Here is a 21,492-nt window from a genome sequence, read left to right as displayed (position 1 = left end):
GTACTCCCTATCCATTGAAAAAACAGATTGACACTAACAATCTAATTCTATAGCTTAATTAGAACAAAAGACCAGAAATAACATTATTCATTTATAATCAACAACATATAAAAACACCTATATCCCTTGTCATGAAACTGCATTTACCTATGACACTCTTGGCGGCTCTCCTCGCCAGTTTTTCTCTCACCCCTTCCGCCACGGCCGCCGAGCTGGCCTGGGCCGGAACAGCCGGCAATAACGTCTGGTCCCTGAACGGAACTCCGGATGATTCCCCATGGGCGGACAATGCGGTTTACACGGATGCGGATACCGTTATTTTTGGAACCATTGACGGCCAGGACCTTGTTGAGGTGATCCTTTCCGGAACAGTGACGCCCGCAGGGCTTACCTTCAATTCCGACACCACCAATTACACGCTGAAAGGGGACGGCGCCCTGGCCGGAAACGGTCCCCTCACCAAATCCGGAACTTCCACGCTGAGGCTTGAAACGCTCAATCCCGGCTTCTCCGGAACCATCAACCTTAACGGAGGCTTTCTGGAACTGGGCGCTGACGGCGTGCTGGGAACGGGAAAGATCAGCTGGGGCGGAGGAACCGTCAAATACGGGGAAGGCGTTACCACGGACATTACCAATAACATGAGCAATGCCGCAGCCGGGAAGGATGTCATCCGGGTGGATACCAACGGCAACGACGTAGTGTGGGCTGCCGTCACCCGCAATAACTTTGCGTACGTCAAAAGCGGGGAGGGAACCTTGACGATCAAGCCCACCTCCGGAGGAATTACCTACGGGAAAAATTTCACGATCGAACAGGGAACCCTGGCCTTCGACACTTCCAAAGGCACAAGCACCTTCAACGGCCAGCTTGGAGGAAGCGGAGGCCAATTTGAAAAAACAGGCTCAAACGCCCTCATTGTCAACTCCAGTACGGCCCTTGCCAATTACCAGGGCATCGTGAAGGTCACCTCAGGAACCCTGCAGCTGGGAGCCGCCAACGGCAGCAAGCTGGAATTCACGGGGGCCGACATCGTGGTGGGAGACGCCATGCTGACGCTGAACGGCAACAACGGCAACCATCACTCCGTTACCAACAACATCTGGCTGCACAACGGCGCTGAAATCTACATCAGGGACGCCTCCGACCCGAACGGGGATTCCTACCAGTACACGCTGTCCGGCAATATCCGGATCGGGGAATCCGCCAGCGACGTCGCAGACATTAAAACCCAGTATGCAAAGACAATCGGATTAACCGGGACGCTGAGCGGCGAAGGCACCCTCCAATTCCTTGCCGGAAGCGCCGGAATAGATGATCTGGCCAACAGGCAGCTATTCATCACCAGTGAAAACACAGACTTCACCGGAACAGTGAACATCGGCTCTCCCGACGGGACCGGAGACGCGACCACCAAGAAAAGAGCCCTGGTGCTGGCCCATCAGAACGCCCTGGTCAACGCCACCGTCAACCTGTTCCTTGAAGGCAGCTACCTGTGGGTCAACAATGCGGACAAAACCGCCAACATTGCCGGGCTGAACGGCCAGGGCACCATTGAAGGGAAAAGCTCCGGCGCGGCTGCGGACAATCCGGACACCTTGAACCTGGTCCAGAAGGATGAACTGAATGTCTTTACAGGCACCCTTGCCGACACCGTCAGCCTGGTCAAATCCGGAGCGGGAACCTTCATTTTTGCCGGGACCAACAACGGACGCATCACTTCCACCGGAGGAATGCTGCAGCTGGGTAATGCAGCGGGAGACTACAACGCAGGAAATATCAGCATTACGGGCGGTTCCCTGAACCTGGGCGGCGCCGGAACGATCACCAACGTCAGCGCCTCTTCCCTGGCCTTCGGCGCGGGCGTCAATGTCTTCATGGACATCCAGGGGGCCGAGCACGACCAGCTTACCTACACGGGAACGGCAGCCGTTGAACTGAACGGCCTTACCTTCAACATTGACCTCTCCGCCTCCACGGAGACGGAATACCTCCTCTTCACCACCGCCACGGGCAGCTTCATCAATAGCGGGGATTTCAGCTTCATCGGGCTGAACCGCGGCGCCACTGCCGATGTTTCCCTGTCCAATGACGGAAAATCCGTGGTCCTGAATGTAACGGACAAGGGAGAAAACGGCAATCTGGCCTGGAACGGCGCCGGGGAAGGCATCTGGACCACCAGGGGAGAAACCGGGGCCGGTTCTCCCTGGAGCATTACCGGGAGCGATGACAACAAATTCTACACGGGCGACCACGTCACCTTTGACGGGACCACCGCGGCGGACAAGCGCCATGTCACTATTTCCGGCAATGTCAGCCCCGGTTCCATGACGGTCACGGAGGACGGCTACGTTTTCGGCGGCAGCGGCTCCATCACGGGCGGCGGAAAACTGACGATGAATGCGGACGGCACCCTGACGATCAATACGGCCAACTCCTATACCGGAGGAACGGAGCTCCTTAAAGGCAGCATCGCCCTAAACAACGCCCAGGCTCTGGGCACGGGAGGCGTCACCATGGCTGCTGGAGCCGGACTCATCCTGGGTAATTCCGTCACCCTTGCCAATAACATTTCCATGACGGGCGACGGGCTCTTCACCGTGGCCGGAGACGGCACGGCCACCCTGGCCGGAATTCTGTCAGATACGGCGGACGGCTCCGCAGGCAAACTGGTGAAGGCCGGGACCGGCACCCTTGTACTGGGGAACACTGCCAACACCTACACGGGCGGAACGCAGGTCACCGGGGGCTCCCTGTCCTTCTCCGGAAAAACCACGCTGGGAACAGGAGGCGTCACCGTAGAAGAAAACGGCACCCTGCTGTACGCCATTGACAACAACAGCGGCGGCCAGGACGGCTCCCTGTTCACGAATGCCGTGACGGGCACGGGAACGGTCGTCCTGAACAATACGGGACAGGATGAAACCAACATCAACAATGCCATATTCAGTGGATTTGAAGGAGAACTGGTACTGCGCGGCAACCAGCGCTTCAAAGGGGCTAATGGCAACAACCTGAACGCCAATCTGGACATCACGGTGGAAGCCGGCACCCATCTTTACATGAACGGCGGAACCTGGGCACAGGATTTTACGATTGCCGGGACAGGCACCGGGACGGGAAATGACAGAAACGGTGCACTGCGCATGGACGGCGTCACCATCACGGGCAACGTCACCCTGTCCGCTGACGCCAATATCATTGTATACAGCACCGGAACTTCCACCATCTCCGGTGACATCATCGGCAACGGCCATGTACTGACGTTCCGCACCAACGGCGCCGCAGGACAGAAACTCCAGCTCTCCGGCGCCAGCATAGCGGCCGGTGGAATCAAAAGCACCCAGGCCGGAACGCTCATTCTGGGCGGCGGCGCGGGAGACGGCAGCAAGGACACCGTCGCGGAGCTGGGGGCCGGAGGCTTGAATCTAAACGCGAACACGGTACTGGAGCTTAACAACGTCACCATCCGGGCCACGGAGCAATGGGCCCAGAACGTCGCCTCCAACACCGTTACCCTGAAGTCGGGAACCGCCAATACCATTGACACCAACGGAACGAATATCACCTTCAATGGAAACGTGGGAGGGGAAGGTTCCCTTGTCAAGGAGGGGGACGGTACGCTTTCCATCGGCGTAGGAAGCAATTACACCGGGGACACCACCGTCAGCGGCGGCCTGCTGAATATGAACGGGGCGGCCCTGACCGGAAACATTTTCCTGGGTTACGGCTCCCTGGCGGGAGCGCAGAATGCCAGCGGAAACGTCTCCATCCGGCAGGATACTCCCGGCCAGGAACCCTCCGCCGTTTCCATGGGCGGCATGTCCGGCACCAACCTCAAGTCCTTCCAGGGAGCGGCCAGCCGCACAGGTGACCAGGCCACCCATGTCACGGACATCGGGGGCGGGAATATTTCCCTGTCCGGAAGCACGCTGGGCATCTCTTCAGGCATGGTGGGCAGCGGCAGCGGAGAGATATTCTCCTTCTCCACCGCCGCGGACGGCACCGTCACCCTTTCCGGAGACTTGCTGCTCCAGCTGACGGATGATGCGGCCGCCGCCCTTCTGGCGAACCTGAACGACGCCTCCATCCGCATCACCAACGGCACGCTTAATCTGGAAGAAGGAACCACGGTGGACTTTGATACGCCCTACCATATTTTTGACTCCATCTTCGGCTCCGGCGTCACGTCCCGGGGAGGCTCCCTGGTGCTGTCCCCCCGGGACGGAGCACCCGCCGCCGGCTGGCTGGTGCAGAACGCCGGGGACGCCCCCCTCACCCTTCAGGACAACAGCAAGGACATTGTGGAAGCTCTGGAGGGCATCCACAACAACGGGGTCATCAATATAGACATGACCGGAACGCAGGATCTGCACCTGAATAACCTGGAAGGCGCGCTCTCCACCGCCATGGTCAACACGGGGACCAATACCGGCCTGACCGTCGTCCTGGGCAACACCGGAGACATCACCAATTCCACCTATCAAGGCTCCATTGAAGGAGACGCCGCCATCCGCAAGGAAGGCGCCGGGTATACCATGAACATCGGCGGCAACGTCCGGACAAGCTACCTGGATGTGGCTGAAGGCGCCCTGAACATCGGCGGAAAGCTGACGGCGGCGCATGCCGCAGTGGCGCAGGACGCCGCCCTGAACCTGACCGGTAAAGGCAGCGCCATTGAGACGCTTGACGTGAACGGCTCCCTGGCCCTCGGAGAAAACGCCCAAGCTGCGGCCAACAGCCTGTCCACGGGAGCAGGTTCCTTCATTGACCTGGGGAAAGACTCTGAACTGACTGTTCTTTCCTCCACGGCGCTTGCCGCAGCCGTCACGGGAAGCGGAACATTCACCGTCAGCGGAAACGGCAGCGTCTTCTCCCTGGCGGAGGGCGGCTCCATCAGCAACGATACTACGCTGGCCCTGCGGGACGGAGCTTCCACCACCGTGGACGGCACGCTCAGCCTGGGCGGCCTGGCGGGAGACGGCACCGTGAACCTTAACGGAGGAACGCTTGAGCTGAACAATGCCACGGCGCTCTTCTCCGGAGACTTCCAGGGCGCGGGCGCCATCAGTAAAAACGGAACCGGCACGCAAACCTTCACCGGGCCCGGCTCTGCGGACGTCAACCTCTCCATCAACGGAGGCACCCTGGTGCTCAAGGGGGACGGCCTGACCTACGGACAGGTGCACACGGGGTCCGGAGCCTCCCTGAACCTGGTTTCCGATACGGGAATGCCCCATTTGAAAACCAGCGGAGACTTCAGCATGGGCAATGGCTCCACGCTGAACATTTACATGAATGCGGGCTCCACCTCCGGCCTGGGTACTGCCGTATCCTCCACCGGAACCGTCAGCGTGGGAGATGCCGCCATCAACCTCTACAATACCTCCACCTCCTTCAGTGCAAAAGACCGCAGGCTGGACCTTGTCCTGCTGGAAGGGGCAGACGGCACGGCGGCCACGCTGGGAAGCGGCTACAAGCTCACCGCCGGATTCCTTTCCCTGCTCTACAACCTGCGCCTGGAAGCGGAGGGAAGCGACATCTTCCTGCGGGGAGACGAACGCACGGAAAATCCCTATCTGGATGCCTCCACCACCCATAACTCAACCTCCGGGGGAGCGCTGCTGGATGCAAGCAAGTGGCTCATTGCGGAAGACCAGACTTCCAATCTCTACCTGATTTCCGACTCCATTGCACGGGATATGGAAAACGGAGACATGAACTCCGCCACCCGCAAGCTGGCGGCGGCGGCAGGCAGCACGGTCAACGCGCTGGGCACGGCCCAGAAGGACGCCCTGCGCGACCAGATGGGCTGGATCAGGAACCGCACCACCCTCATGGGCGTCAACCCCGCCTACATCAACGAAGACCTCCCCTACTTCCACATGTGGATGGAAGGCACGGGCTCCTACGCCAAGCTGGACACCAAGGGGGATGAAAGCGGCTACCAGCTCACCACCTGGGGCGGCACCGTGGGCATGGACGTGGACCTCAGCGACCACTTCACCATGGGAGCGGCCTTCACGGCCAACTACGGTGACCTGACGGCCAGCGCGGCGGACACGGCGGACGGCCACCTGGACAGCTACTACGCCAACCTCTTCGGCCGCTACCAGAGCAAGCGGTGGGCCCACACATTGATCCTGACGGGGGGCTGGAACGACGCCAAGCTCAACCGCACGGTGGATTACGGCGCCGGAAGCTATGACGCTAATGGCAACACCAACGGGTGGGGCTTTGGAGCGATGTATGAGCTGACTTACGACGTGTACCTCAATGAAGACAAGAGCAGTGTCTTCCAGCCTCTGTTCAACGCCTCCATCGTCAAAACCAGCATGGACGGCTACACGGAAACGGGAGCGGGGAACGCGGGCCTGAATGTAGGCAAGCAGGACTGGACGACGGGAACGGTGGCGCTGGGCGGCCGCTGGATGGGGCTGGCGGGAAGCAACATCTTTGGCCGTGAGGCTCTGGTGGAGTTCCGCGCCAACGTGGCCCAGGACATGGGCGACCGCCGCGGAGAAACCAATATAGGCTTCCTGTCCAATCCCGGCTACACGCAGACGGTGAGGGGAGCCAAGGTAGGAACGACGGCCCTCCAGATCGGAGCCGGGTTGAGCGTGCCGGTGGGAACGCAGGGAACGGTGTTCGTCAATGGCAATGCTGACTTCCGTGACGGGGCCAACTCGGTGAACGGAAGCGTGGGCTACCGGTATGACTTTTAAGAAGAGTTGAGGTTTGAGAGTTGAGAGTGGAGATTATCCGCTCTCCGCACCGCCAGGGCCGTTCCGGCATTGTCCGGAACGGCCCTGCTGTGTAAGGAAATGGCAGTCTCCGGAGAAGATGGACGTCATGGACCGTGTGGACTGAAAGGACAGAATAGAAGAAAGAAAATGGTGTCCATCCTGTCCATGAAGTCCATTCTGTCCACTAATCCCGCCGCTCACTCTCCACTCTACCTTCTGCGCGCCGGAGCGGCGGCAGGAGGAACAGGGGCCTTCCCGCCGGAGAACGGCGCAAAGCTCCAGGAAACATTGCTCAATGGTCCCGTGCCGCGCACCTGGAACAATCCCCCGGCCAGCAGGAAGACGGGGGAGGTGATCAGCCCCGGCAGGCCGCGAAGCCTGAGCTTGAAATCCGAATTGACCTGTAAATCGGCAAGGCGTATCCAGCCCCCCCCCTCCAGGGACATGTTGCTCCCCCTGGCCACGAAATTACTGGTGCGGATGTAGCCCTTTTCTATGGAGAAATCACAGTCCGCCCTGGTGATCTTGTAATTGATCAGATGGCCCAGCCCCGGAATGTAGTTGGAGAGGGCCTCTCCCAAAAAGCCGAACAGGGGGATTTCCACCAGGTCACCGTGCACCAGCGCAGCTTCCCCCTTCGCCTGGATGGAGTTCATGTTCCCTCCCTGGGATGAAAATTCAATGGCTCCGTGCACAGTGGCTTTCTCCATTTTTTCTCCATAAGACCTCCCGATGGAGGTCAGGTTCATGTCCTGGAGCACAAAGGAGCCGTTCAGGGCGTCCCCCTTGTCAATCTGCGCCAGCACGCGGCCCGTAAAGGAACCGTCCCAGATGGTTCCTTTCAGTTTGTCCACAACCACCCATTCCGGGGAAATCAGTATTTCCCCCGTGGCCCTCCCCAGGTCCAGCGTGGTTCCCAGGAGGGGATAGCGGACGCGCCCAGCGGAGGCGTCAAAACGGATGCGCCCCTTCATCAGCTTCATGTCATCCCCCATGGGGAACATGCCGCCGCCGGAAAGCGTCACGGGACGCGTAAAGACAAACTCCTTCAGCACCTCCGCGGCGCTGTCGGAAAACATGCGCATGGTATAGCCGGGGTAGGCCTGCCCTTCCATGCCCAGCACTTCCACCGTATCCTGCACGAAGCGGAAATCTATGCTCTTGGCCTTGAGCGTGCATTCGGAGGGGCCGCCGGACAGGCCGGCGGAAGACAGGTACCCCCCGTTGGAAACCACCGTCGTCACGTTGGTCAGCACCAGCTGGTCCGTCACCAGGTGGGCATCCGCCCGGGCGGATTTCAGGTCCACGCCCTTGTACCGGGTATTCGTGGCGGAAACCGTGGCCTGGATGTCGTACGCCTTTTCCAGATTGTACAGCCCCAGCGTTCCCTGGAAGGAAAGCTCCAGGCCGGAATCCTTGCGAAACACGAAGCGGCTCATGAAAAAGTCATCATCCTTCATGCCCAGCAGATGGTCAATGGTTTCCAGAGGAACCGTGGACTGTCCCATCACGAACATCTGGCCGTCCAGAAAGCCATTGGCGAACAATTCAAAAACGCCCTTCTCCAACTCTATCCGGCAATTCTGCACAAAGAGCTGGTTGGGTCGGTATTCCACCTCCACGTTCGCCGTCTTGACGGGAATTTTATTCCACGCCAGGTTCTCCGCACTGATGCGCGCACGGACCAGCGTAGGTTCCACGGGCTTTCCTTCCGGCATGTCCAGCCTGCCGTGCACCCTCAGGACCGCTTTTTCCGGCAGCTTCAGCTTCTCCGGCACCGGCACCAGGTTCCCGCCCAGGGCGACCAGCAGCTCAGGCTTCAAGTCTGATTCCAGCGTAAAAACAAGGTCTGTCCCGAGGTAACTGCCTTCCAGCTTCACATGGCCGTCCTCCCTCGCCAGGTCCAGCCCGGTGACGTTGATGGAGCGGCCGATCAGTTCCCCCCTGGCGGAGGCGGTCGCGAACTCCACCCCCTGGTAGGATATGTCCGTCACGGCGGCTTCCACCTGCAGGCGGTCCACCCGGAGCGGCCCCTTCCAGCCCCTGCCCATGTCCACGGTGCCGTACACCTTCAATTCGGGGTCCCCCTTAATCTCCAGCGTGGGGGGCAGCTTCACATCCTCAGGGGCAATGGACCGGGCCATGTCCAGCATCGCATGCATGGGCAGCGTGCTGTGCACGTCCACCTTGATCTCCCCGTCCACGCCCATCACCTTGCCGGAAAAACTGCCGCCGGGATGGCGGATATCCAGATCCGTCACATAAAAGTTGCCGTCCTCGTAGCTGAAATCGCAGGAGGCCCGCTGGAATTTTTCCCCCAGCACGGAAAAGGCCCCCATGGAGCCGGAACCCATCATGTTTACATGCTCCACGCCCTCCCAGTTCTCCGTGAACACGACACGGCCGGAAACCTGCACATGCGGCTCGCTCAGGAACTTCATTTCACGCGGCACCAGGGCTTCATCAACGATGGCCACGGCCCAGGACACCAGGGGAGCCGTGCTGCGCACATCCCAGATCAGGGAGCGTTTTTTCAAGTCGGCCTGGAGGGAAAGATTCACAAAGCCGGCCGTTTCCGCATCCCGCATGGTGAAGCGCTTGGCCATGATAACGGAATCCGCGTAATCCCCGCTGAACTGGAAATCCTTGACCCGGATTTTCCCGTACCTTAGCGAAGGAGCCTGCAAATCCATCCCCACGCGCACCCCTCCCTTGGGATCGTCGCTCAGGATGACGGCCAGAGCGGGCGGGGCCTCTTCCGGCCACTTGACGCGGTCCAGGTATTTCAGCACCTGGTTCAGCTGTTCCCTGACGGCGGCCATGTCCCCGGCCGTCAGCGTAAAATCTCCGGATTCCCCCTGCCCGATGGAAAAAGCCCCCTGGGCAGTCACACGGATGCCCTGCACCACGGCGTCCGCTTTCACAATATCCACCATGTCCGGTCGCCCCAGGTCCAGCTCCGCGTTCAGCCCCGTGGTGGAAAAAACTCTTTCCGGCTTTTCCGCATCCACGGGCAGGCTGATATCCAGCCCCTTCACATTCAGCCGTTCCGGAGACACGTTCCCGTCTATCAGCTCCTTCCAGTTCAGGGCCACATCCGCCTCATGCAGCAGGGCCACGGAACGGCGCGCCTCCGGCGGAGATTCCGGGTCCAGCAGGGACACGTCCTTCAAGGTCACGACGGCGCGGGGCCACAGGGAAATCTTCAGCGTCTCTATATGGACGGGAATGCCTTTTTCCAGAAGGGCCTGCTCTACGCGCTGCACCACGAAGGAGGGAGCCCCCCAGATGGCGACATAACAAATGCAGCCCAGCACCACGGCGCACAGCAAAATAATCACCGTGGGAACCAATCCCTTGATCCATCTCATGAATGTCCGCTGAGCCATACGCCTTGTATTGTTTGTACAGGTACCTCCGTAAGCTACCTTAAAAGAAGAGACATTGCACCACCAATTTGTGTTGCCGATTTATTTTACAACTCCGGAAATGCTGTCATCCGTGTTGAACGGCCCGGCGTTCCGTCCGGTCAAACTACAGACCGGATGAAACCCGGTTTGAATATACCAACCCCATCAATCATGAACATCATTATTGACCGTGCATCTTCCCGTGGACATGCCAATCACGGGTGGCTGAATACGTACCATACCTTCAGCTTCGCCAATTACTTCAATCCGGACCGCATGCAGTTCGGAGCCCTGCGCGTGCTCAACGACGACACGGTTCTCCCGGAAGAAGGCTTCGGCACCCATCCCCACAAGAACATGGAGGTGATTTCCATCCCCCTGAAAGGACAGCTCCGCCACGGGGACAGCCTGAACAACAGCCATACCATCACGCGTGGGGAAATCCAGGTGATGAGCGCCGGAACGGGCATCCAGCACAGCGAATTTAACGGCAGCTCCACGGAACCCCTGGAATTCCTGCAAATATGGGTCATTCCGGACCGGGTGAACACGCCCCCCAAGTACCGGGATTACGACATCAAGCCTCTGTTGAAGCATAATGAGATTTCCACCTTCCTGGCTCCGGAAACGGACATCTCCATCATGCAGCAGGCCTGGTTCTCCTGGGCGGAGCTGGACCGCGGCGTGGAACGGGAATACAAATTCAAGTGCCAGAACACCGGGGTGTACGTCTTCGTAATAGACGGAGAGATCAGGATCGGAGACACGGTGCTGCACCGCCGGGACGGAGCCGGAATCACGGATACGGATTCCATCACCATTGAAGCGGTCCAGAACTCAACCGTTCTGCTGATGGAAGTGGCCGTCTGACCTTCCCGCCGCCGCGCCTAAGGAGCGCGCCGCCTTCCGGCCCCGCCCGCCCTGAAAAGCCGGCGGGTTCCTGCGTTATTCTCCTTCAGCCTTGCTTCTGCCGCGCAGAAAGTGGCCCACACCCCATGCAAGCTGCACCAGCCCGTAGCACAGGAAGCCCAGCACCACGCTGGAAACGATCCAGCCCGTCAGGAACTCCAGGCTGACCATGCCGATGCTCAGCCCGTCAAACGGAGCCCAGGACCATTGCTGCACCGCCGTTTTAAGCATCTGCCAGTTTGCCCCGGATGTGGGAAGGCCCACGCTGGAAAAAAGGAACCACCCCAGCCACCACTGGCCCGGAATGGCAAAAAAGGTGAAGCCGGGGGGGGAAAGCCACGCCATCAGGATGGCTACGGGAATATTCCCCTTGCGCCACAGGCAGGCAAACACGCCCCACAGGCTCTGCATGGGCAGCGGGGCAATCGCCGCCGCGGCGCCCCAGGCGGCGCCCGTAGCCACGGACTGCCTGTTCCAGGACCAGTAAACATGGTCAAAAATCCTGGCGGAAAGGAACTTGCTGGTCCACGATTTTTTACGCACCTCCGTCAGCAGGTAGAGCCTGACCTTGCGCATTAATTGCCTGTAGCGGTGTTCCATTCGCCGGAAAGTCTCGTATAAATCCGCGCTGAATCAATGGTAAAATGCTCCAGCGCGCGCCATGGCGCAAATTTGCAGCCAAATGCCCCCTGCGCGCGGTTTTTCTTGATTCCCCATGCGGTTTCATGAAATACCTGCGTACGCACCTTTCTTCCGAATTATGAGCAAGCAACGACTCGACGTCCTTCTGGTTTCCCGCAATCTCGTAGAATCCCGGGAACTGGCCCAGAGGCTCATCATTGCCGGAGAGGTGAGCGTGGGCGGCCACCCCTCCACCAAGCCGGGCCTCAAGGTCAATGAAGACGCGGAGATCGCCATCAGGAACCGCCCCCGCTATGTCAGCCGCGGCGGCCTGAAGATGGAGGGCGCCCTGAACGCCTTTCCCGTCTCCGCGGAAGGCAAGGTCTGCCTGGACATCGGCGCGTCCACCGGAGGCTTTACGGACTGCCTGCTCCAGCACGGAGCCGCCAGGGTCCACGCGGTCGACGTCGGCACCAACCAGCTCGTCTGGAAACTGCGGCAGGACCCCCGCGTCATCGTGAAGGAGAAATTCAACGCCCGTTACATGACTCCGGAAGACATCGGGGAGCAGGTGGACCTGATCGTCTCCGACGTCTCCTTCATCTCCCTGAAAAAAATCCTGCCCGCGGCCTTCCCCCTGCTGAAGGAAGGCGGGGACGCCCTGGTGCTCATCAAGCCCCAGTTTGAGCTCCAGCCGGAAGACATCGGCCCCGGCGGCATCGTCCGGGACCCGGCCCTGCACCAGCGGGCCGTGGACTCCATACGCGCCTTCGTCACGGAGGAGCTGAGCCGCTCCTGGATGGGCTGCGAACCCTCCCCCATCACCGGAACGGACGGCAACCATGAATTCCTGGCCTGGCTCAAGTAGCCCAGGCCCTGTTCCTGCGAGGCATAACGCGCCCCCGGAACGCCGCAGCAGGCGGTCCCGGCCAATTGCTACTGGTTAAACCGGCTCATGACCGTTTCAGCCATTTTTTCAGAACTGAACGGGTCCTGGCCCGTGATCAGGTTTCCGTCCGTCACTACCTCCGGCATCATCGGAATCAATGACTTCTTGTAATCAGCCCGGCGTTCCTTCAGCGCGGATTCCAGGTCGAAAGGCACCAGCTTTTTCTTTCCGGCCAGGCCTTCCTCAAACCAGCTGAATCCCGTGACCTTTTTATCTTTTACCAGATATTGTCCGTCCGAGAGTTTCACGTTTAATAATCCGCATACGCCATGGCAAATGGCTCCAACTACTTTATTGTTTTCATAGTGGTCTTTAATGAGCGTTTGCAGAACGGCATTATCCGGAAAATCGAACATCGCGCCGTGGCCGCCCGCCAGATAAATGCAGTCAAACAACTCTCCGGAAACTTCATCCAGGCTTTTCGTGTGCCGCAGCACATCCCGGAATTCGGAATCATCCCAGTATTCTTTGGAGATTTTATCCATGTACATCGTTTTCAGGCTCATGGGATCGACGGGGGTGTCACCTCCCCTGGGGCTGGCAACGACAATATCATATCCCCGCTTTTTCGCGCTGTCGTACATGTGGGCAAGCTCACTGAGCCATAATCCCGTTTCCTCTTTTCCGTCCGGAAACATTCCGGTTCCGGTTACAACCATTAATATTTTCATTTGTTTCATCTCTCTGTTTCTCCTGTTCTATATAACAGCCGGCTATCATCTGTAATTTTTGAATGAACTATTAATTACACACTGCCGGGCATATTTTATTTTTCATCTATTGGCAGTTTCAACCATGCACGGAAAATGAAACTCTTGTCAATGCGCCACTTCATCCTAATAAAAAGCCGCTGCCGGTTAAATGGCCAGCCTGCCGTCCCCTTTTTAAAGGAAATTCTTAGCAGGAATTCCGGGAGGCCCTCCGGGCTTCAGAGCCGCTTCCCGAAGCAGGAAAACATGTTGCGCCAAACATCAAAACACTTTTATTTCCAACACAATAAACAAGCACCTCACCCCTTTCATCCTTCCGGTCCAGCCATGGAGGGGGAAAACGGGCTTCCTCCATTTCCCTCCGCCCCGCGAACACCGGAACAGCCACGGCGGTTCCGCGCCTCCCCCAATGACACACAATCTTCATTCACGGAACCGGGCCCCTGCACATGCAGCGCTCCTCCCCGGTAACCACCCGCCGGAAAAAGCAGATTCCGCCTTCCTTCATTCCATCAAAAACGCCGCCTTTCCGCGGAACCGGGAAAGACGGCGTGTCCGTTGCTGAAACGGAGAATTAAAGCTGGGAAGCGGCGCCCTTGTCCAGAAGGAACTTGGCGTTCGGATGCTTCTGCAGGTAAGAGGCGGCCACATCCACCGTCACAGGACCCTGAACGGCTTTCTTCACGATGGAAGCCTTCTTTTCCCCCCAGGCCATCAGGGCCACTTCACGGGCGCCCATGATGGTAGCCACGCCCATGGTGATGGCCGTGGTGGGAACGTTTTCCACACCGCCGAAGGCGGGGCCGGCGTCGGAGCGGGTCAGTTCGTCCAGGTGCACCTGGCGCGTAATGGTGGTATCATCGGAGCCGGGTTCATTGAAACCGATGTGGCCGGTGCGGCCGATGCCGAGAATCTGGAGGTCAATGCCGCCGCAATCCTTGATTTTCTGTTCATAGGCGGCGCAGTGGGCGGCAATTTCATCACCCTTGACGGTTCCGGAGGGCAGATTGATGTTTTCCGGCTTCATGTCAATGTGGTTGAAAAGGTTGGTGTGCATGAAATACCAGTAGGATTCCGGATGGTCGTGGTCCAGGCCGCTGTATTCGTCCAGATTGAAGGAGATGACGTTGCTGAAGGAAAGGCCTTCCTCCTTGTGGAGACGGACCAGTTCCGCATAAAAAGGCAGCGGAGTGGCGCCCGTGGCAAGGCCAAGAACCACGTTCCTGCCTTCAGCGGCGCGCTTGCGGATGAGTTCCGCAACTTCTCCTGCCAAAGACTTGGCAGCATCCTGGGGAGTTTCAAAAGTTTCTACTTTCATAACGCGCCTCATTTTACCGTGCGGGGAATCTTTTTCAATGGAATAGTCCCGGAATCATGCACTTTGATGCGCTTGAGCGGAAAATTCCCGGAAACGGAAGCTTCCCGGTTCCGGGAAAAGAGGCCGGGAGCGTCCCCGCCCGCATTACCCTTGAACTTTCCACCCTGATCATGTATTGCCTTTCCTGACATGGCAGGTTTGATTATTTCTCCAAGGGCACGCCTTTTCCAGGGGCACGACTGGGTTTACGGCACGGAAGTGCGCAAGGTGTTCGGCAATCCCCAGCCAGGGGACGTGGTGGCGCTGAAGGATTTCAAGGACCGCTTCCTGGGGTCCGCCATGTTCAACCCCCATTCCCAGATCGTCGCCAGGCGTTTTTCCCGCCGCAAGCAGGAACTGGACGGGGACTTCTTTTCCCGGCGCATCAGCCAGGCGGTGGAACTGCGCCGCCGGTATCTGCCGGAAGAAACCCTCACGCGCCTCGTCTGGAGCGAGTCGGACGGCCTCCCCGGCCTGATCGTGGACCGTTACGCGGATTACCTGGTCGTGCAGACGCTGACCGTCGCCATGGAACGCCGCCTTCCCATCATCCTGAACGTTCTGGAAGACCTGCTCTCCCCCCGGGGGATCATTGTCAGGAATGATTCCCCCATGCTGGCGGCGGAGGGCATTGAGCCTTCCGTCCGCGTGGCGCGCGGGCAGGAGCCGGAACCCTTTGCCGCACGCAGCGGCAGCGTGCAGTTCATGATTGACCTCCAGACGGGGCAGAAAACCGGACTGTACCTGGACCAGCTGGACAATTACGCCGCCGTGGCCCGTTTCGCCCGCGGACGCCGCGTGCTGGACTGCTTCTGCAACCAGGGCGGCTTTGCCCTGGCCTGCGCCCTGGAGGGAGCCGCGGAAGTCACGGCCGTGGACGTCTCCCAGGACGCCATGGACGCCGTGGCGCGCAACGCAACGCTGAACGGCGTCTCCATCCAGTGCGTTACGGACAACGCGTTTGACTTCCTGAAGAAGGAGGCCGCCCTCGTCCGGGACGGCGGGGAGCACAAGTGGGACCTGATCATCCTGGACCCGCCCTCCTTCACCAGAAACAAGAAATCCGTGCATGACGCCATGCGCGGGTATAAGGAAATCCACCTCCGCGCCATGAAGCTCCTGGCGCCGGGAGGCATCCTTTCCACCTTCTGCTGCTCCCACCACGCCGGGGCGGACCTGTTCCGGGAGAGCGTTCTGGACGCCGCCATTGACGCGCCGGCCACCCTGCGCCTGGTACAGCAACACGGCCAGAGGCCGGACCACCCGGTTTTACTGAACATTCCGGAAACGGAGTACCTTAAGGGCTTCACTTATGAACTGCTTCCCGGCAGATGATTTTGTTGCAATAACAATATCCTTCCGCATGGCCTGATATTGTAAAGAATACGATGTTGTTTTTCCGGAATAAAAACAATCGTTTCAATGAAAAAATACTTGCTTATCCCTTTTTCCTGTCCTATATTGCGTTTCGAGCAGGTGAGCGCTCGTTAAAAAAGCTCTCTGGATCTTAACGGATCCAGTTTCATAGGGTAGTTGGGGCGCCCCGGTCGTTTTACGACCGGGGCGACTTTCTTTTTCAGGGAATGTCTGGAATTGCATCTTTTCAATCAGGCGGTTTTATAGTAGGTTGGTTGAAATAACCCACATTTCCCCTCATGCATCCTGCCGTAGAACAAATCCGCCAGTACCTGCAATTGATCGCCCTGCAATTCGTGCAACACCCGGAACAGGCGGAATTGCGCGTTGCGGAATCCCCGCAGGGAGACGCTGTCCGCTTCCGCCTGATTCTGGAAAAAACAGACGTGGCCCGCATCATCGGCCGCAACGGGATGACGGCCTCGGCCATCCGCTCCCTGGCGAAGGCGGCGGGGGAAAAGCACGGCCTCAAGGTCATCGTGCACATGCTTTCCCATGAAGAAGCGGCGGAACAGCCGTAAGGCCACCCGCCCCTATAATTCCACATCCAGCACCAGGGCCAGCAGATTGAACGGGTCCGGCGTCTCCACCCGGAGGGCAAAGCGGGACTGCTCATCCATGCCGTAGTTGTGGATCATGCGCACGTAGCCGGAATAAGGCTCCGCCACGCCGTACCTGCCGGGCTGGAAATCCCTCCACGCATCCGGGTGGCCCGTTCCGTACCGGAACTTCAGCGTGCTTTCGTGAAGCAGCGCCCTCGCGCCGAGCTGCTTTTTAAACCTGCCCAGCGTCTCAAGCGTTTCCAGGGGCATCGTCCTCACTTCCGCCGGGGCGGCCAGCCCTACAGACACGGCTTCCCCGTCCCTCCTGCCGGGGCAGGCGGCATTCCCCTCCCCGTCAATGCTAATGGGCATACATGCGCCGTCCCCGTCCAGCAGGAGGGCGCCGCATCCCGCCAAATGCTCCAGCCCGGACAAAGCCTCCCCCCGCACCACGGCTTCCGTGCAGGCGTCCAGGCAGGCATGGCCGTCCGCCAGGCGCTCTATGGTGATGCAGGCCCGTTCCCCCTCCCCGCGCGCTACGGCAAACCACACGTCCTCATCCGGAGTATCACGGGAGCCGCGCAAAGCCGCCACGGACAGGATGCGGCCATGTTCCAGGCGGTGGGCGTGCCACGCCGCCACATTCTGCTCCCTGTTCAGCGTCATGCACACGGCGGAGCCGTCCCCCAGCACGCACCAGACATGGAACGCCGTGCTTCTCTGCACCGTCCAGTCCACAATCCCCGCCTTCAGCAGATGGCCGGACAGCAGGCTGACGTCCCGCGTCTGGTAGCCGTCAGCCTCCAGGGAATAAAACAGTTCCCGCACCATCATGCTTCCCTGCTGGACAAAGAGGAGGCTGTTTTCCACCGTCAGGGCGTCCAGGGAGGCGGAACCCACCCCGGAATGGCGCTGGAATTCGGCATTGGCCGCGCTCAGCCCTTCCGAGTTGGAGGCGGACAGCCGCCACTCCCCTTCGCTGGTGCCGATCATCAGCCCCCGCAGGGAGGCAATCCAGGAGATGCGGTTCTGCTGGGAGGCCGCCATCGTCAGAATCATGGCGGAATCCGCCGGAACACCCGGAGTAAACGCGGAAAAATCATCCACCCGGCTGGCCCACAGCGTCTGGGGCTGCCCGGGAGTTCCGCCGAACCACAGCCGCCCCTGATGGAATTCCACCGTGCACGGATACCCGTTCCGGACGCCGAACGCGCCGAAGGACCAGTCATTGGTCTCACAATCCCCCAGCGCGTAGTAGGACAGGTGAAGGGCGTTCGTGAGATACGCGCTGCGGGGGGAAACGTATTCCTCCACCACCATTTCATGGTCAAAGGAGCCTGCCGCCGCCCGGAGCACGGGCGTTCCCGCAGAGGCCCCGTTCCTGTACGCCATCAGGCGGATTTTATAATAGGATAATTCCTCTTCATTGCCGCTCAGGGAAAAATTGTTCCGGAAGCCGTCCTTCTGCTGGAAGCTCTTCACGGAGTGCCAGACCAGGGAGGGCTGGGCGGGGAGGTAATTGGAGCCGTCCGGATACCCCCGGCACACTTCCCACTCCGCATCCCAGGTTCCCGTGGTTTCCAGCGTCCACGCGCCGCTGACGTAAACACGCGCGCTGGCATCGGAGCCCTTTTCAAAAAATGCCGTGTACCTCTCCGGGCGATTCACGCCGGGCTGGTAGTCGGTCTTCCTGCTGAAATCCCGGATGCACGTATAAGCCTGCCGCCAGCCGTCCTCCCGGTCCATGGAGAAAGTCTCCCCCTTGTAAAGGTCCCGGTCCAGGTTCGTCAGATGGTAAAAGGGCATCTGGGTCCCCTCCACTACGGATTCCCCGTATTTCCGGGTAATGCGGAGGAACTCCCTGCCCTCCATTTCCGGCGTGAAAACGTCTTCGTCCGCACTGGCCAGCAATCTGGCGGCACTCCCTTCCCTCACCATCCGGCATTCCAGCCTCACGGCATTGAACAGGGAGCTTTCATAAGGCATGCCGGAAAACTCCAGCGCCTCCAGCCGCCAGTCATCGTCCGCATGGCGGGAAAGCGTCATGGGCGGGGTAGACGGCTCCACGCAGTAAATCACATCATTCAGCTGCTGCAACCGGAGGTTCCTAACCTGTTCGTCCGTCTTCCAGGGAGTGGAGGTTTCCAGCACGCCGCCGTCCGCATCCCGCAGGGGGGAGCCGTCCTTGAAATACCGGATGTAGCCGCGCCCCGCTTCCAGCATGAACTGCACGCCCGTGGAGTATTTGAAGGAAACCAGCCTCACGGCCCCTTCCGCGCATCCCGCGCGGGCAACCAGGCGCGTTCCGGGCCTGCGCCGGAGGCCGCCGAAGGGGCTGACCAGGAAATTCATCAGCCGGGAGGCGCCGCGGGACACAGGGTCCAGGTCGGCGCGCCCGGCCAGCCACGGGGTCAGCTCCCCGGCCGTAAAACTGAGCCGCTGTAATACTTGTTTTGCCATATTCCTCCCCATCAAAGCAGGGAGGAGGAAAAGCCGTCAACACGCCTGAAAGGTTTTCCGTCTTCTTCCGGATGCGTTCCGGGCATGGCCCGGTTACAGGGCAATGGCCCACAGCACCTTCAGGTAACGGCCTTCCGGGTACGTGCTCAGGAAGGGGTGGTCCCAGCCGGGGCCGGTCATCGCCATGATCTGGAGCTTGCGCCCCTGCCGCTGGGCGGCCTTGATGACGGTGTGCTCAAATTCCGCGGGGGAAAGCAGGCCGGAACAGGAACAGGTGACGAACAGGCCGCCGGGCCGCACGCATTGCAGCCCCAGCATGTTGAGGTCATGGTACTTCTTGATGCCTTCCTCATACCCCTCCCTGCCGATGATGAATTTGGGCGGGTCCAGCAGCACGGCGTCAAACAGCCGCCCGTTACGCACCATCTGGCGCGCGTAGACAAAGGCGTCCGCATGCACGAAGTCGATACGCTGCTGGTTGATATTGCCGTTCCTCTTCGCCATGGCGATGGCCTTTTCATCCAGGTCCACGCCCGTGACTTCCGCGGCGCCTCCCAGCATCTTGGCGGCAATGGAAAAGCCGCCGCTGTAGCAGCACAGGTCCAGCACCGTGGCTCCCTTCACCAGGGAGGCGAATTTAAGGCGGTTGTCCCGCTGGTCACAGAAGAAGCCCGTCTTGTGCCCCTGGGCGAAGTCCACTTCATAAGTGATGCCGTTCTCTACAATCTTCACCAGCCGGACGGGAGCCGGGGATTCCGGGGCGTCTTCCGCGCGGATGCCCTCCATGCGGGCAATGCCCTCATCCACCTGCACCACGTGGCGCTTTGTGCCGCACAGGCGGTGCAGCAGGGGCAGCCAGCGGTCCAGCCTCTGCCAGACGGCCAGCGTGCTTACCTCCAGGCTCAGCACGTCCGCGTAACGATCCACCACCAGGCCGCCCAGGCCGTCGGAGTCACCGTGCAGCACGCGGTAAGCGTTGGTGGTTTCATCCAGGCGCAGAATATCCCGGCGCAGCTTCACGGCGCGTTCCAGGGCGGCGTCCAGGTCCCGTTCGGTAAAGGCGTCCTTCCCGTGGTATACCACGCGCAGAGGCGTGCGGCTGGCTTCATTCCAGAAGCCGGAGCCGAAGAGCTCCCCGTTCTTGTCATAGACATGCACCAGGCTTCCCGGGGCTATTTCCCCGCTCACGGAGCCGAGCATGCGGGGGAATACGGCGGGATTGTACGTGAAGTATTTCAGTTCCACCCACGGCGTGAGCCATTGTTCACTGCCTTCCGGTGACTTGTTGACAAAAAGGTTCTTTTTGGGAGCCGTGCGCGGGCGCCCCGGCTGGGAGCGGCGGTCCCGGTAGGCGGGCCTGGGGCGGGAATCGCTAGAATCACGGGAATTGCGGAAATCGTTCATGAGATGCGGGAGAGGAAGGTTGGATCTGAGGCATAGCGGGCCACGGCCAGGTCGATGGCCTCTTCATACGTCCTCACGGGCCGCTCCATCAGGGAAGCGAGCCGTTCGCAGGACATGGCGGTATGCCGGGGCCGAGCATCCCTGAAACCGGCCTGTTCGTCGAGCTTTTGTTCCGCCACGGGCGGCAAAGAAGGCAGTAGCCCGTGCTTCACGGCGCATTTCAGAGCGGCCACGGCATATCCGTGCCAGGAAACGGGCTCCCCGGACTGGCACAGGTGTAGCACGCCGGAAGCATCGCTTTCATACGCCAGGAAGCGCAGCCACCCGCACAGGTCCTCCACCCACGCGGGCATGGACCATTTGTCCGCCACGGCGGAGAGGGGTTCTCCGTTCAGCGCCTTCCGCAGCACCATCTCCGGGAAGGAAGGCCGCTCCGGATTGCCGAACACCCAGGAAACGCGGGCAACCAGCGCCTCCGGCATTTCCTCCCGCACGCGGAGTTCCGCCTCCAGCTTGGATTCTCCGTACACGTTCACGGGGCGGCACTTGTCCGACTCCGTTTTCAGGCCGCCCCTCCTGCCGTCCAGCACGTAGTCCGTGCTCAGGTGGATGAAGCGCATGCCCTCCAGGCGGCAGATGCGGGCCATCATCTCCGGCGCCATGGCGTTCACGCGGTGCGCCGTCTCCGGATCGTCCAGGCAGGCCTCCAGGCCGCTCACGGCGGCGCAGTTCACCACGTGGGTGGCGCCCGAGGAAAGCAGCACGTTTTTCAGGGCTTTTAAATCCTTTAAATCACACGCGTTCCGTCCGCATCCCACCACTTCCATGCCTTCCTTTTCCAGATGCGCCGCCAGCCGGCTTCCCACACGGCCGCCCGCGCCGAACACCAATGTTCTGTACATGACACGGAGCTTAGCCATTCCCCCTCCAAAATCCAATGAAAACCTTTTTTCATCGTGACAAAAGAT

Annotated in this window: 12 protein-coding genes; 5 read left to right on the top strand and 7 right to left on the bottom strand. The window is 60.0% G+C overall.

The window, feature by feature from the left end; genetic code table 11:
- The first annotated feature begins 131 nt into the window (after window positions 1-131).
- On the top strand, window positions 132-6,725 hold the full coding sequence (locus tag CXU21_RS02120; protein WP_102724877.1) for an autotransporter outer membrane beta-barrel domain-containing protein: 6,594 nt from the start codon (window positions 132-134) through the stop codon (window positions 6,723-6,725).
- Window positions 6,726-6,955: 230 nt separating this feature from the next.
- Here CXU21_RS02120 and CXU21_RS02115 read toward each other — a convergent pair whose 3' ends face one another.
- Complete coding sequence (locus CXU21_RS02115) at window positions 6,956-10,135, bottom strand: AsmA-like C-terminal region-containing protein (protein ID WP_102724876.1); 3,180 nt, start codon at window positions 10,133-10,135, stop codon at window positions 6,956-6,958.
- A gap of 192 nt (window positions 10,136-10,327) precedes the next feature.
- Between CXU21_RS02115 and CXU21_RS02110 the strand changes: the two genes are divergently transcribed.
- On the top strand, window positions 10,328-11,026 hold the full coding sequence (locus CXU21_RS02110; RefSeq protein ID WP_102711425.1) for a pirin family protein: 699 nt from the start codon (window positions 10,328-10,330) through the stop codon (window positions 11,024-11,026).
- Between the two features lie 75 nt (window positions 11,027-11,101).
- On the opposite strand, the gene CXU21_RS02105 is transcribed toward CXU21_RS02110, so the two are convergent.
- Window positions 11,102-11,665, bottom strand: coding sequence for a DUF2062 domain-containing protein (locus tag CXU21_RS02105; protein ID WP_102711423.1), 564 nt, complete (start codon window positions 11,663-11,665; stop codon window positions 11,102-11,104).
- A gap of 160 nt (window positions 11,666-11,825) precedes the next feature.
- Between CXU21_RS02105 and CXU21_RS02100 the strand changes: the two genes are divergently transcribed.
- Window positions 11,826-12,554: a TlyA family RNA methyltransferase gene (locus tag CXU21_RS02100; protein WP_102711421.1), complete on the top strand. Its 729-nt coding sequence runs from the start codon at window positions 11,826-11,828 to the stop codon at window positions 12,552-12,554.
- A 68-nt stretch (window positions 12,555-12,622) separates the two neighbouring features.
- On the opposite strand, the gene CXU21_RS02095 is transcribed toward CXU21_RS02100, so the two are convergent.
- Both CXU21_RS02095 and nagB read right to left on the bottom strand, forming a co-directional pair.
- Complete coding sequence (locus CXU21_RS02095; RefSeq protein WP_102724875.1) at window positions 12,623-13,315, bottom strand: type 1 glutamine amidotransferase domain-containing protein; 693 nt, start codon at window positions 13,313-13,315, stop codon at window positions 12,623-12,625.
- Between the two features lie 604 nt (window positions 13,316-13,919).
- A complete protein-coding gene (gene nagB, locus CXU21_RS02090) occupies window positions 13,920-14,663 on the bottom strand; it encodes a glucosamine-6-phosphate deaminase (RefSeq protein WP_257996449.1) in 744 nt (247 codons plus the stop codon).
- Between the two features lie 189 nt (window positions 14,664-14,852).
- Between nagB and CXU21_RS02085 the strand changes: the two genes are divergently transcribed.
- Window positions 14,853-16,037 carry a class I SAM-dependent rRNA methyltransferase gene (locus CXU21_RS02085; protein WP_102724874.1) on the top strand — a complete coding sequence of 395 codons (1,185 nt, stop codon included), beginning with the start codon at window positions 14,853-14,855 and terminating at the stop codon, window positions 16,035-16,037.
- Window positions 16,038-16,357: 320 nt separating this feature from the next.
- Complete coding sequence (locus tag CXU21_RS02080; protein WP_102711411.1) at window positions 16,358-16,639, top strand: KH domain-containing protein; 282 nt, start codon at window positions 16,358-16,360, stop codon at window positions 16,637-16,639.
- 12 nt (window positions 16,640-16,651) lie between these two features.
- Here the strand turns inward: CXU21_RS02080 and CXU21_RS02075 are convergent, their stop codons facing one another.
- The 3 genes from CXU21_RS02075 to CXU21_RS02065 all read right to left on the bottom strand — a co-directional run bounded on the left by CXU21_RS02075 (window position 16,652) and on the right by CXU21_RS02065 (window position 21,426).
- Complete coding sequence (locus tag CXU21_RS02075) at window positions 16,652-19,120, bottom strand: hypothetical protein (protein WP_102724873.1); 2,469 nt, start codon at window positions 19,118-19,120, stop codon at window positions 16,652-16,654.
- Window positions 19,121-19,213: 93 nt separating this feature from the next.
- Window positions 19,214-20,524, bottom strand: coding sequence for a class I SAM-dependent rRNA methyltransferase (locus CXU21_RS02070; protein ID WP_102724872.1), 1,311 nt, complete (start codon window positions 20,522-20,524; stop codon window positions 19,214-19,216).
- On the bottom strand, window positions 20,521-21,426 hold the full coding sequence (locus CXU21_RS02065) for an SDR family oxidoreductase (protein WP_180972585.1): 906 nt from the start codon (window positions 21,424-21,426) through the stop codon (window positions 20,521-20,523). The genes CXU21_RS02070 and CXU21_RS02065 overlap by 4 nt, the downstream gene beginning before the upstream one ends.
- Between the last annotated feature and the right edge of the window lie 66 nt (window positions 21,427-21,492).

Origin of the sequence: Akkermansia muciniphila, assembly GCF_002884975.1 — a bacterium.
Taxonomy (GTDB): domain Bacteria; phylum Verrucomicrobiota; class Verrucomicrobiia; order Verrucomicrobiales; family Akkermansiaceae; genus Akkermansia; species Akkermansia muciniphila_C.
Note: the sequence above shows the minus strand (reverse complement) of the source record. Positions and strands in the feature narration are given on the sequence as shown.